The sequence below is a fragment of the Pseudomonas sp. P9_2 genome (assembly GCF_034008255.1).
Taxonomy (GTDB): domain Bacteria; phylum Pseudomonadota; class Gammaproteobacteria; order Pseudomonadales; family Pseudomonadaceae; genus Aquipseudomonas; species Aquipseudomonas synxantha_A.
The window spans coordinates 3,258,220-3,271,677 of the sequence record NZ_CP125376.1 but is presented as its reverse complement, the minus strand read 5'-3'; the positions used below and the strand labels follow the sequence as shown (position 1 = coordinate 3,271,677).

The 13,458-nt window shown below is 60.8% G+C and carries 11 protein-coding genes; 5 read left to right on the top strand and 6 right to left on the bottom strand.

Going from position 1 to position 13,458, the window contains the following annotated elements:
* Positions 1-104 precede the first annotated feature (104 nt).
* From prpF to QMK52_RS14635, 5 genes are all read right to left on the bottom strand, one after another.
* A complete protein-coding gene (prpF, locus tag QMK52_RS14655) occupies positions 105-1,295 on the bottom strand; it encodes a 2-methylaconitate cis-trans isomerase PrpF (RefSeq protein WP_194438936.1) in 1,191 nt (396 codons plus the stop codon).
* 11 nt (positions 1,296-1,306) lie between these two features.
* Positions 1,307-3,901, bottom strand: a complete 2,595-nt coding sequence (acnD, locus tag QMK52_RS14650) for a Fe/S-dependent 2-methylisocitrate dehydratase AcnD (protein ID WP_320403010.1) — start codon at positions 3,899-3,901, stop codon at positions 1,307-1,309.
* Between the two features lie 183 nt (positions 3,902-4,084).
* Positions 4,085-5,212: a 2-methylcitrate synthase gene (gene prpC / locus QMK52_RS14645; protein WP_005790404.1), complete on the bottom strand. Its 1,128-nt coding sequence runs from the start codon at positions 5,210-5,212 to the stop codon at positions 4,085-4,087.
* Between the two features lie 42 nt (positions 5,213-5,254).
* Entirely contained in the window at positions 5,255-6,145 is an 891-nt protein-coding gene (prpB, locus tag QMK52_RS14640; protein ID WP_005790406.1) for a methylisocitrate lyase, read from the bottom strand.
* On the bottom strand, positions 6,142-6,855 hold the full coding sequence (locus QMK52_RS14635; protein WP_005790408.1) for a GntR family transcriptional regulator: 714 nt from the start codon (positions 6,853-6,855) through the stop codon (positions 6,142-6,144). Before QMK52_RS14635 ends, prpB begins: the two co-directional genes overlap by 4 nt.
* Positions 6,856-7,126: 271 nt before the next feature.
* Here QMK52_RS14635 and QMK52_RS14630 point away from each other — a divergent pair, with 271 nt between their 5' ends.
* The 4 genes from QMK52_RS14630 to pabB all read left to right on the top strand — a co-directional run bounded on the left by QMK52_RS14630 (position 7,127) and on the right by pabB (position 11,632).
* On the top strand, positions 7,127-7,663 hold the full coding sequence (locus QMK52_RS14630; protein ID WP_320403009.1) for an ATP-dependent zinc protease: 537 nt from the start codon (positions 7,127-7,129) through the stop codon (positions 7,661-7,663).
* A gap of 5 nt (positions 7,664-7,668) precedes the next feature.
* The gene (locus QMK52_RS14625) at positions 7,669-9,201 is read left to right on the top strand and encodes an inactive transglutaminase family protein (protein ID WP_005790411.1); all 1,533 of its coding nucleotides are present in this window, start codon (positions 7,669-7,671) and stop codon (positions 9,199-9,201) included.
* Entirely contained in the window at positions 9,201-10,187 is a 987-nt protein-coding gene (locus QMK52_RS14620) for an alpha-L-glutamate ligase-like protein (protein WP_005790412.1), read from the top strand. The genes QMK52_RS14625 and QMK52_RS14620 overlap by 1 nt, the downstream gene beginning before the upstream one ends.
* Positions 10,188-10,288: 101 nt before the next feature.
* Positions 10,289-11,632 (top strand): aminodeoxychorismate synthase component I, encoded by a 1,344-nt coding sequence (gene pabB, locus QMK52_RS14615; RefSeq protein WP_320403008.1) that lies wholly within the window; start codon positions 10,289-10,291, stop codon positions 11,630-11,632.
* Positions 11,633-11,742: 110 nt separating this feature from the next.
* Here the strand turns inward: pabB and thrH are convergent, their stop codons facing one another.
* On the bottom strand, positions 11,743-12,360 hold the full coding sequence (gene thrH / locus QMK52_RS14610; RefSeq protein ID WP_005790415.1) for a bifunctional phosphoserine phosphatase/homoserine phosphotransferase ThrH: 618 nt from the start codon (positions 12,358-12,360) through the stop codon (positions 11,743-11,745).
* Between the two features lie 148 nt (positions 12,361-12,508).
* Between thrH and QMK52_RS14605 the strand changes: the two genes are divergently transcribed.
* Positions 12,509-13,243, top strand: coding sequence for a phosphoadenylyl-sulfate reductase (locus QMK52_RS14605; RefSeq protein WP_005790417.1), 735 nt, complete (start codon positions 12,509-12,511; stop codon positions 13,241-13,243).
* Positions 13,244-13,458 lie beyond the last annotated feature (215 nt).

Genomic DNA, 13,458 nt, shown 5'->3' with positions numbered 1-13,458 from the left:
TTGTATCCGTGTGGGAGGGGGCTTGCTCCCGATGACGGTGGGTCAGTTAATGGATGGGGCGACTGACACCCTGCTATCGGGAGCAAGCCCCCTCCCACATAAAGCTAAAAAGCGTCACCCGGAACGCGGACGAAACCTTCCATCAGCACCCGTGCACTGCGGCTCATGATGGCTTTTTTCACCACCCATTCGCCGTTCACTTGGGTGGCTTCGGCGCCGACGCGCAAGGTGCCGGAGGGGTGCCCGAAACGCACAGCGTTACGCTCGATACCGCCCGCCGCCAGGTTGACCAGGGTGCCGGAAATCGCCGCCGCCGTGCCGATCGCTACCGCCGCCGTGCCCATCATGGCGTGGTGCAGTTTGCCCATGGACAGGGCACGCACCAGCAGATCCACATCGCCGGCCTTGATTGCCTTGCCGCTGGAGGCCACATAATCCGCAGGCTTGGCTACGAACGCGACCTTGGGTGTGTGCTGGCGCTGGGCGGCTTCGTCCAGATGCTTGATCAGGCCCATGCGCAACGCGCCATAAGCCCGTACCGTCTCGAACATGGCCAGGGCCTTGGGGTCGCTGTTGATCGCGCCCTGCAGTTCGGTCCCGGTGTAGCCGAGGTCTTGAGCGTTGATGAAAATGGTCGGAATACCGGCGTTGATCAACGTGGCCTTGAAGGTGCCCACGCCCGGTACTTCCAGGTCGTCGATGAGGTTGCCGGTGGGGAACATCGAACCACCGCCGCCCTCTTCTTCCGCCGCCGGGTCGATGAATTCCAGCTGGACTTCGGCGGCCGGGAAGGTCACACCGTCCAGTTCGAAGTCGCCGGTTTCCTGCACCACGCCGTTGGTGATCGGCACATGGGCGATGATGCTCTTGCCAATATTGGCCTGCCAGATCCGCACTACCGCCACCCCGTTCTCGGGCACGCGGGCCGGGTCAACCAGGCCCGCGCTGATGGCGAACGAACCCACTGCTGCCGACAGGTTGCCGCAGTTGCCACTCCAATCGACAAACGGCTTGTCGATGGAGACCTGGCCGAACAGATAGTCCACGTCGTGATCGGCGCGGGTGCTTTTGGCCAGGATCACGGTTTTGCTGGTACTTGAAGTGGCACCGCCCATGCCGTCGATCTGCTTGTCATAAGGGTCGGGGCTGCCGATGACCCGCAGCAACAAGGCATCGCGGGCCGCCCCCGGCACCTGCGCGACTTCGGGCAGGTCCTTGAGGCTGAAGAACACGCCCTTGCTGGTGCCGCCACGCATGTAGGTGGCGGGGATCTTGATTTGCGCTACGTGTGCCATGGTAGTCCTCTTCAGGCGGTGGCCGCCGATTCCAGGAAATCCTGGGCAAAACGTTGCAACACGCCGCCCGCCTCATAGATCGACACTTCTTCGGCGGTATCCAGGCGGCACGTCACCGGCACCTCGACACGTTCGCCATTCCTGCGGTTGATCACCAGGGTCAGCTGCGCGCGCGGGGTGCGCTCGCCGACCACGTCATAGGTTTCACTGCCGTCGATCTTGAGGGTGTGGCGGTCGGTGCCCCGCAGGAATTCCAGCGGCAACACGCCCATGCCCACCAGGTTGGTGCGGTGAATGCGCTCGAAGCCTTCGGCGGCAATCGCTTCAACACCGGCCAGGCGCACGCCCTTGGCGGCCCAGTCGCGGGACGAGCCCTGGCCGTAGTCGGCACCGGCAATGATGATCAGCGGTTGCTTGCGCTCCATGTAGGTTTCAATCGCTTCCCACATCCGCGTGACCTTGCCTTCCGGCTCGATACGCGCCAGCGAGCCCTGCTTGACCTTGCCGTTTTCCTGCACCATTTCGTTGAACAGTTTCGGGTTGGCGAAGGTGGCGCGCTGCGCCGTCAGATGGTCACCACGGTGGGTCGCGTAGGAGTTGAAGTCGACTTCCGGCAAGCCCATCTTCGCCAGGTATTCCCCGGCGGCACTGCCCGGCATGATCGCATTGGACGGCGACAGGTGGTCGGTGGTGATGTTGTCCGGCAGCACCGCCAGCGGGCGCATACCCTTGAGCGGCCGCGCGCCGGCCAGTGCGCCTTCCCAGTACGGCGGGCGACGGATGTAGGTGCTCTGCGGGCGCCAGTCATACAGCGGGGTGACTTTGGGGCCGGTGTCTTCGTGAATGGCGAACATGGGGATGTACACCGCACGGAACTGCTCGGGCTTGACCGATGCCTTGACCACCGCGTCGATCTCTTCGTCGCTCGGCCAGATATCCTGCAGGCGGATTTCCTTGCCGTCGGCATCCAGGCCGAGCACGTCCTTCTCGATATCGAAACGGATGGTGCCGGCAATCGCATAGGCCACCACCAGCGGCGGCGAAGCCAGGAAGGCTTGCTTGGCGTAAGGGTGAATGCGCCCGTCGAAATTGCGGTTGCCCGACAACACGGCGGTGGCGTACAGGTCACGGTCGATGATTTCCTGCTGGATCACCGGGTCGAGCGCGCCGGACATGCCGTTGCAGGTGGTGCAGGCAAAGGCCACTACGCCGAAACCGAGTTTTTCCAGCTCATGGCCCAGACCGGCCTCTTCCAGGTACATGGCCACGGTTTTCGAGCCCGGCGCCAGCGACGACTTGACCCACGGCTTGCGGACCAAGCCAAGCTTGTTGGCGTTACGTGCCAGAAGCCCCGCGGCGATGACGTTGCGCGGGTTACTGGTGTTGGTGCAACTGGTGATGGCCGCAATGATCACCGCGCCGTCGGGCATTTGCCCTGGCACTTCGTCCCACTGGCCGCTGATGCCTTTGGACGCCAGGTCGCGGGTGGCAACACGGGCGTGGGGGTTGCTGGGGCCGGCCATGTTGCGCACGACGCTGGACAGGTCGAAGGTCAGGCCACGCTCGTACTGAGCCCCTTTGAGGTCATCGGCCCACAGACCGGTGTGGCGTGCGTACTGTTCGACCAGGGCGACTTGCTCGTCTTCTCGGCCAGTGAGTTTGAGGTAGGCGATGGTCTGCTGGTCAATATAGAACATCGCTGCGGTGGCGCCGTATTCAGGAGCCATGTTGGAGATGGTCGCACGGTCGCCCAGGGTCAGTGCACTGGCCCCTTCGCCGAAGAACTCCAGCCAGGCGCCGACCACTTTCTGCTGGCGCAGGAACTCGGTGAGTGCCAGCACCATATCGGTGGCGGTGATGCCCGGTTGCAGCTTGCCGGTCAGTTCCACGCCGACGCTTTCCGGCAGGCGCATCCACGACGCACGGCCGAGCATCACGCTCTCGGCCTCCAGGCCGCCGACGCCAATGGCGATCACGCCCAGGGCATCGACGTGGGGAGTGTGACTGTCAGTACCGACGCAGGTATCCGGGAAGGCTACGCCGTCACGGACCTGAATCACCGGCGACATTTTCTCCAGGTTGATCTGGTGCATGATGCCGTTGCCCGGCGGGATGACATCGACGTTCTTGAAGGCTTTTTTGGTCCACTCGATAAAGTGGAAGCGGTCTTCATTGCGACGGTCTTCAATGGCACGGTTTTTCTCGAACGCCTGCGGGTCAAAGCCGCCAGCCTCGACAGCCAGGGAGTGGTCGACGATCAGTTGGGTCGGCACCACCGGGTTGACCTGCGCCGGATCGCCGCCTTGCAGGGCGATGGCATCGCGCAGACCGGCAAGGTCCACCAGGGCGGTCTGGCCGAGGATGTCATGGCACACCACGCGCGCCGGGAACCAGGGGAAATCGAGATCGCGTTTGCGCTCGATCAGTTGGCTCAGGGATGCGTTGAGGGTGGCCGGGTCGCAACGGCGCACCAGGTTTTCGGCGAGCACGCGCGAGGTGTAAGGCAAGGTGGCGTAGGCGCCGGGGGTGATTGCTTCGACAGCCGCACGGGCGTCGAAGAAATCCAGGCGACTGCCGGGGAGCGGTTTGCGAAATTCAGTGTTCATCGTCAGGACTCGGTCACGGTAAGTTCGAAAGGTGAACTGTCGACACTGGCTTTGTTTCCTGTGGGAGCTGGCTTGCCTGCGATTGCATCACTGCGGTGTGACAGGTACACCAAGGTGATGCCATCGCAGGCAAGCCAGCTCCCACAAAAAAGCACATTAGCCAGCGAACACAGCCCATCCCATTCAGCGACGTTCGATTGGCACGAACTTGCGCTGCTCAACGCCGATGTACTCGGCGCTTGGACGGATGATGCGGTTGTTGGCGCGCTGTTCGAACACGTGCGCAGCCCAGCCAGTCAGGCGTGAACAGACGAAGATCGGTGTGAACAGCTTGGTCGGGATGCCCATGAAGTGGTACGCCGAGGCATGGTAGAAGTCGGCGTTGGGGAACAGCTTCTTCTGTTCCCACATGGTCTTGTCGATGGCTTCAGACACCGGGAACAACACCGTGTCGCCCACTTCATCAGCGAGTTTTTTCGACCAACCCTTGATCACTTCATTACGCGGGTCGCTGTCTTTATAGATCGCGTGGCCGAAGCCCATGATCTTGTCCTTGCGCGCCAACATGCCCAGGGTGCCTTCGACCGCTTCTTCGGCCGAGGAAAAGCGCTCGATCATTTCCATCGCCGCTTCGTTGGCCCCGCCGTGCAACGGGCCGCGCAGGGAACCGATGGCGGCGGTGACGCAGGAATACAGGTCGGACAGGGTCGAGGCGCATACCCGGGCAGTGAAGGTCGAGGCGTTGAATTCGTGCTCGGCGTAGAGAATCAGCGACACATTCATGACTTTGACGTGCAGCTCGCTGGGTTTCTTGCCGTGCAGCAGGTGCAGGAAGTGGCCGCCGATGCTCGGCTCGTCGGTCACGCAGTCGATGCGCTTGCCGTCGTGGCTGAAGCGGTACCAGTAGCACATGATCGCCGGGAATGCGGCAAGCAGGCGGTCGGTGACATCGCGCTGTACGCTGAAATCTTTTTCCGGCTCGATATTGCCCAAAAACGAGCAACCGGTGCGCATCACGTCCATCGGGTGGGCGTCGGCGGGGATGCGTTCGAGCACTTCTTTCAATGCCTGGGGCAAGTCACGCAGTTTGCTCAGCTTGGCGCTGTAGGCGGCCAGTTCGGTCTTGGTCGGCAACTCGCCGTACAGCAACAGGTAGGCGACTTCTTCAAACTGCGCATCGGCGGCCAGTTCACGCACGTCGTAGCCACGATAGGTCAAGCCTGCACCGGCCTGGCCCACGGTCGACAGTGCGGTCTGCCCGGCAACCTGGCCACGCAGGCCGGCGCCACTCAATACTTTTGCTTCAGCCATGTTCGTTCTCCAATCTTGAATTTATTAGGGAGGCGCACCGCATTATTTTTTCGCGGCAAACAGCGCGTCGAGCTTCTGCTCGAAGGTGTGGTAGTCGATGCGATCGTAGAGCTCCATGCGCGTTTGCATGGTGTCGATCACGTTCTGTTGGGTGCCGTCGCGACGGATCGCGGTGTAGACGTTCTCGGCAGCCTTGTTCATGGCACGGAAGGCCGAGAGCGGGTACAGCACAATGGAAACATCCGCAGATTTCAACTGTTCGGTGGTGTACAGCGGCGTCGCGCCGAACTCGGTAATGTTAGCCAGGATCGGCGCCTTTACGCGGGAAGCGAACAGCTTGTACATCTCGAGCTCGGTGATGGCTTCCGGGAAGACCATGTCGGCACCGGCTTCGATACACGCGGCGGCACGTTCAAGGGCAGACTCCAGGCCCTCGACCGCCAGGGCGTCGGTGCGCGCCATGATCACGAAGCTGTCATCGGTACGCGCATCCACGGCAGCCTTGATGCGGTCGACCATTTCCTGCTGCGACACGATCTCTTTATTGGGGCGATGCCCGCAGCGCTTGGCGCCGACCTGGTCTTCGATATGGATGGCGGCGGCGCCGAACTTGATCATCGACTTGACGGTGCGCGCCACGTTGAATGCCGAGGAGCCGAAACCAGTGTCCACGTCCACCAGCAGCGGCAGGTCGCAGACGTCGGTAATGCGGCGCACGTCGGTGAGTACGTCATCCAGGCCGGTAATACCCAGGTCCGGCACGCCGAGCGAGCCGGCGGCAACCCCGCCACCCGACAGGTAAATAGCCTTGAAGCCGGCGCGCTTGGCCAACAACGCGTGGTTGGCATTGATTGCACCAACAACTTGCAAAGGCTGTTCGCTGGCGACTGCGTCACGGAAACGCTGGCCGGGAGTGCTGTTGTTATTACTCATGACTCACCTCGTGATGAAGGAGCGCCGTCCGGGAAGTGACGGGCGATGTTGCGTTTAGAGGCGCCGATATGCCGGCGCATCAACAGTTCGGCCAGTTCACCATCGCGATCGGCAATCGCGTCGAGAATGCGGTGGTGTTCGGCAAAGGCCTGGCGTGGACGATTGGGGGTGGCGGAAAACTGGATGCGGTACATGCGCACCAGTTGGTACAGCTCGCCGCAGAGCATTTGGGTCAGGGTGCGGTTACCGGCGCCCTGGATAATCCGATAATGAAAGTCGAAGTCGCCTTCCTGCTGGTAATAGCCGACACCGGCCTGGAACGCGGCATCGCGCTCATGGGTGTGCAATACCTGGCGCAGCTCTTCGATTTCCGCGTCGGTCATGCGCTCGGCGGCGAGGCGGCAGGCCATGCCTTCCAGGGACTCGCGGATCTCATAGAGTTCAATCAGCTCGGCGTGGCTCAACGACACAACCCGTGCGCCAACGTGAGGCACGCGCACCAGCAGGCGCTGGCCTTCCAGGCGGTGGATCGCCTCGCGCAGCGGGCCGCGGCTGATGCCGTAGGTACGCGCCAGTTCCGGCTCGGAAATCTTGCTGCCGGGGGCAATTTCACCTTTGACGATGGCGGCTTGGATACGCCGGAAGACGTTCTCGGACATGGTTTGGGAATCGTCTGACGCCGCTATCGGAATTTCCGCCTGATCCAGCATATTGTCGACACCTTTAAAAGCAATGCCGCAAAAACTAGCTAATTACCCCTTAACAGTCAAAGAATAAATACACATTGTCGACAATCGTCTAATACGCCTGAATAACCCATCCAAGGCATGGCCGCCTGCCAGCGCTGGCGCCAAAAAAGCATCATGTTAGAATGCCCGGCGTATTTGCCTGACATCCCTGGATGAAACGGCGCACGAGGGAGTTTGCGCAGCAATGCCAGTCGCCTTGAATTGAACATCGCACGGCACCGCCTCAGGATTTATGAGACTCAAGCCCTTCCCCCTGTTTATTTGCCTACTGTTGCTGCCCAGCCTTGGCTTCGCCGCCGAGAAAACGGTGTATGGCCTCAATGAATACGCCAAGCTGGACGGTATCGACCTGGAAGTCGCGGCCAAGCTCGACACCGGCGCCAAGACCGCCTCGTTGAGCGCCCGCGATATAAAGCGCTTCAAGCGCAACGGCGAAACCTGGGTACGCTTCTACCTGGCCATCGACACCGCCCACTCCCACCCCATCGAACTGCCCCTGGCCCGCGTCAGCAAGATCAAGCGCCGCGCCGGCGACTACGACCCCGATGAGGACAAGAACTACACCGCCCGTCCGGTGGTTGCCCTGGATATCTGCATGGGCACTGCTTTACGCAGCATCGAAGTGAACTTGACTGACCGCAGCAGCTTCCAATACCCGCTGCTGATCGGCTCCGAAGCGCTGAAACGCTTTGATGCGCTGGTCGACCCCAGTCTTAAATATGCAGCAGGCAAACCCGCCTGCGTCGCCGACGCTCATACCGCCGAGTAAACCGAATGCGCTCTCTGACCCTGCACCTGAAAATCCTGATCACCTTCCTGGTGGTGCTCGGCATTTCGGTCACCGCCTATCAGATTTTCGTGCTGGGGATCCCCGTGACCGAGGATGCCACCGACGACTTGTGGAACATCGACGCCAAGGTCGAGTTCGTCGCCAACCCCAAGGACCCGGTCAAGATCCAGATGTTCGTGCCGCCTCTGAGCCGCGACTTCGTCAGCCTTAATGAAAGCTTTATCTCCAACAACTATGGAGTCAGCGTCAACCGCATCGACGGCAACCGCAAGGTCACCTGGTCAGCGCGCCGGGCCAAGGGTAACCAGACCCTGTATTACCGATTGGTGCTGACCAAGCGTTACAGCGGCGAAAAGATCAAGATCAAGGGCCCGACCTTCCGCGACAGCATCGCCGTGGAAGGCCCGGAAAAAATCGCCGCCGAAGCCTTGCTGGCGCCGATCCGCCAGCACTCGGCCGACGTCGAGACCTTTATCAGCGAAGCCATCAAGCGCACCAACAACCTCAACGACGACAATGTGAAGCTGCTGCTGGCCGGCGACCCGTCGACGCCGCACAAGGCCAGGATCGTCGAGCTGCTGCTGTCCATTGCCCATGTGCCGGTGGAGAAAGTCCACACCATCCGCCTGGTAGCCGACCAGCCGCAAACCCCGGAGCTGTGGCTGCGCAGCTTCAACGGCAACGACTGGCTGTACTTCAACCCGGAGACCGGTGAACAGGGCCTGCCCGCCGACCGCCTGCTGTGGTGGACCGGCGATGAAAACCTGATCACGGTCGATGGCGGCAAGAAGGCCATGGTGACCTTCAGCCTCAACAACAGCGAAATGAACGCGATTCGCCTGGCCAAGCTGACCGACGAAAACACCGACGCCAACTTCCTCGAATACTCTCTGTACGGCCTGCCGCTGCAAACCCAGCAGACCTTCATGATCATGGTGATGATCCCGATTGGCGTGCTGGTGATTCTGATCCTGCGCAACCTGATCGGCCTGCAGACCCTGGGCACCTTCACTCCGGTGCTGATCGCCCTGGCGTTCCGCGAGACGCAATTGGGCTTCGGCATTGTGCTGTTCACGATTATCACGGCACTGGGGCTGTCACTCAGGTCGTATCTGGAACATTTGAAACTGCAGATGCTGCCGAGGCTGTCGGTGGTGCTGACCTTCGTGGTGGTGCTGATCGCCGCCATCAGCCTGTTCAGCCATAAGCTGGGGCTGGAGCGTGGCTTGTCGGTGGCGCTGTTCCCGATGGTGATCCTGACCATGACCATCGAACGCCTGTCGATTACCTGGGAAGAGCGCGGCGCCAACCATGCACTGAAAGTGGCGATTGGTACCCTGTTCGCCGCCTCGTTGGCCCACCTCATCATGAGCGTTCCGGAGCTGGTTTACTTCGTGTTCACCTTCCCGGCGATCCTGCTGATTCTGGTGGGCTTCATGCTGGCCATGGGTCGTTATCGCGGCTATCGCCTCACCGAGCTGGTGCGTTTCAAGGCATTCCTGAAGGCTGACTCCTGATGTTTGGCTTCTGGAAAACCTGGAAGGCCCTGGAAGCGCGCGGGATCATGGGCATCAATCGGCGTAACGCCGACTACGTGCTCAAGTACAACAAACGCAGCCTGTACCCGATTGTGGATGACAAGATCATCACCAAGGAACGGGCGCTGGCCGCCGGTATCCATGTGCCGGAAATGTACGGGGTGATCTCCACCGAGAAGGAAATCGACAAGCTCGACGAGATCATCGGTGGGCGCAGCGACTTCGTGATCAAGCCCGCCCAGGGTGCCGGCGGCGACGGCATCCTGGTAGTGGCCGACCGGTTTGAAGGACGCTATCGCACGGTGTCCGGCAAGATCATCAGCCATGAAGAGATCGAGCACCAGATTTCCAGCATCCTCACCGGCCTGTATTCACTGGGTGGCCACCGCGACCGGGCGCTGATAGAGTACCGTGTGGTGCCCGACCAGATCTTCAAAAGCATCAGCTACGAGGGTGTGCCGGATATTCGCATTATCGTACTGATGGGCTACCCGGTGATGGCCATGCTGCGCTTGCCGACCCGCCAGTCCGGCGGCAAGGCCAACCTGCACCAGGGCGCGATCGGCGTGGGCGTCGACCTTGCCACTGGCCTGACCCTGCGCGGTACCTGGCTGAACAACATCATCACCAAGCACCCTGACACCACCAATGCGGTCGATGGTGTGCAACTGCCCAACTGGGACGGTTTCATGCAGCTTGCGGCCGGCTGCTATGAGCTGTGCGGGCTGGGCTATATCGGCGTGGATATGGTACTGGACCAGGAAAAAGGCCCGCTGATCCTTGAGTTGAACGCACGGCCTGGGCTGAACATCCAGATTGCCAACGACTGCGGCCTGACTTTGCGCACCCATGCGGTGGAAGCGCGATTGGAAGAACTCAAAGCTGCCGGCGTGACGGAAACCCCGCAAGAGCGGGTGAAGTTCGTGCAGGAGATGTTTGGGCATATACCGCCCGTGGAAGGCTGATCCGGTCTTCAAACTGTCTATCCCCTACATCCCCTCTAGGAGCAAATCCTACAGGGGACTACAATCCCCCTCCCCCGCGCCATTGGCTGATCCAACCCCGCATGTTGACCTGCTCCGTACACCCATTGCCCTACCGGGCCAACCCCGCCGAGTATTTTGCGGCGATTCGCCATGCTCCAGGCGCGGTACTGCTCGACAGCGGCCGGCCGACGGCTGATCGCGGCCGGTATGACCTGCTCAGTGCCTGGCCCGAAGCGACATTGACGGTAGAGCCGGACGAAAGCGGCGGTGATTTCCTGCAACACTTGCGGAAAAACCTCGCGCGATTGGGTGAAGCCGCAATCCCCGCCGATTTACAGTTGCCGTTCGCCGGAGGCTTGATCGGCTACCTGAGCTACGACTTCGGCCGGCACCTTGAGAACATGCCGCACCTGGCAGTGGATGACCTGCACCTGCCAGACGCGCGCTTCGGGCTGTACGCCTGGGCGCTGATCAGCGACCACCAGGCCCGGAGCAGCCAACTGGTGTTTCATCCCACGCTGGCCGATAGCGAACGACAACGGTTGATCGCGCTGTTCAGCCACGGGACTGTCGACACCTCTGCGACGTTCAAACTCCAGGGCCCGATGGCACCCGACCTCACCGCAGAGGCCTACCGCCAAGCCATCGCGCGTATCCAGGATTACATCCAGGCCGGCGACTGCTATCAGGTCAACTTTGCCCAGCGCTTTCGCGCACCCTGCATGGGGGATCCCTGGGCAGCCTATTGCGCCCTGCGAGAAGCCTGCCCCACGCCGTTTTCCGGGTTCCAGAGCTTGCCCGATGACGGTGCGGTACTGAGCCTGTCACCGGAACGCTTTGTGCGCATCAGCGAACGCCAGGTCGAGACCCGCCCGATCAAGGGCACCCGCCCTCGCGGCGTAACACCTGCAGAAGACGCCGCCAACGCCGCCGAATTGCTCGCCAGCCCCAAGGATCGCGCAGAAAACCTGATGATCGTCGACCTGCTGCGCAACGATCTCGGTCGCAATTGCCGCATAGGCTCGGTGAAAGTGCCGGAACTGTTCAGCCTGGAAAGCTACCCCAACGTGCACCACCTGGTGAGCAGTGTCACCGGTGTACTGGCCGACGACAAAGACGCCCTCGACCTGATCGCCGGCAGCTTCCCCGGCGGCTCCATCACCGGCGCGCCGAAGATCCGCGCGATGCAGATCATCGACGAGCTTGAGCCCACCCGCCGCGGGCTGTACTGCGGCTCGCTGGTGTACCTGGACGTGCGCGGCGAGATGGACAGCTCCATCGCCATCCGCAGTTTGCTGGTCAAGGACGGGCAGGTGTGTTGCTGGGGTGGCGGTGGGATTGTGGCGGATTCGCAGTGGCAGGCGGAGTATCAGGAGTCGCTGACGAAGGTGCGGGTGTTGTTACAGACTTTGGAAAGTTTGTAGGGGCTGTACCGGCCCTATCGGGGGCAAGCCCCCTCCCACCTTCGACCGCGCCGCGATCAAAGGTGGGAGCTGGCTTGCCTGCGATGGGGCAATCAGTCGCGCCGCATAACTTACAGGCTCAACTGCCGATTCGACGCCTTGATAAACTCTTTCTTCAAGTCTTCAAAGGTGTGCACCGCCGGGAACTGCGGGAATTCGCGAATCACATTCTCCGGCGCATGGAACAGGATCCCACGATCAGCTTCACCCAGCATGGTGGTGTCGTTGTACGAGTCACCGGCAGCGATCACGCGGTAGTAGAGGCTTTTGAACGCCAATACCGACTGGCGCTTGGGGTCTTTCTGGCGCAACTGGTAGCTCACCACCCGATCATTTTCATCAGTGATCAACCGGTGGCACAGCAAGGTCGGGAAACCCAGCTGGCGCATCAGCGGTTGGGAGAATTCGTAGAAGGTGTCGGACAGGATGACCACCTGGAAGCGTTCGCGCAGCCAGTTGACGAACTCGACGGCCCCGTCCAACGGTTTGAGCGTAGCAATCACCGCCTGGATATCGGCCAGTTTGAGCCCGTGTTCGTCGAGAATGCGCAGGCGCTGCTGCATCAGCACGTCATAATCGGGAATGTCGCGGGTGGTGGCGCGCAGGGATTCAATACCGGTTTTTTCGGCGAAGGCGATCCAGATTTCCGGAACCAGCACCCCTTCCAGGTCAAGACAGGCAATTTCCACAAGACACTCCATTGGATTTATTAGTTGAGCGGGCAAAAGGACTGCCGAACTCTAGCGACTCAAGCACGCCGCCGCAACGCACGGCAGATTTTGATACCATCGCCGCCTATAGAGCGCTCAGCGCCACTGACCTGTAGGAACCGTCCTGATGAACCAAGCCTTCGACGTCGCTGAACTCGCCGCGACTTATGCCAACAAGTCTGCCCAGGATATTCTCAAGCTGGCGTTCAGCCAGTTCGGCGATGACCTGTGGATTTCCTTCAGCGGTGCCGAGGATGTGGTGCTGGTGGACATGGCCTGGAAGCTGAACAAGAACGTCAAGGTATTCAGCCTTGACACTGGCCGTCTGCACCCGGAAACCTACCGGTTTATCGAGCAGGTCCGTGAGTTCTACAAGATCGATATCGAACTGATCTCGCCGGACCAGAGCAAGCTGGAACCCTTCGTCAAGGAAAAGGGCCTGTTCAGCTTCTATAAGGACGGCCATGGCGAATGCTGCGGCATCCGCAAGATCGAACCGCTGCGCCGCAAGCTCGCCGGTGTGAGTGCCTGGGCCACCGGCCAGCGCCGCGACCAGAGCCCCGGCACCCGCAGCCAGGTGGCTGCGCTGGAAATCGACACGGCTTTCTCCACCCCGGAACGTACCCTGTACAAGTTCAACCCGCTGGCGCAGATGACCAGCGAAGAGGTGTGGGGTTATATCCGCATGTTGGAGTTGCCTTACAACAGCCTGCATGAGCGCGGCTTTATCAGCATCGGCTGCGAGCCCTGCACCCGCCCGGTATTGCCTAACCAGCATGAGCGCGAAGGCCGCTGGTGGTGGGAAGAAGCCACGCAGAAGGAATGCGGGCTGCATGCGGGGAATATCATCAGCAAGGCCTGAGGCCAGAAAGTTGATGCGGTAAAAAATGTGGGAGGGGGCTTGTTTTGTGTATAGCTTAAAAATGTACACAACTATGTAACTATCGGTGCCATTTTTGTGTGCAGCTTAAGCTTCAGCGCACCAAAACGTAACATCCCTCTTTGTTGATTTACTCGTATACGAATTTCGCCATTCCCGATTAAAAAATAAATACCTGTTCAAGCGGTCAACTTATA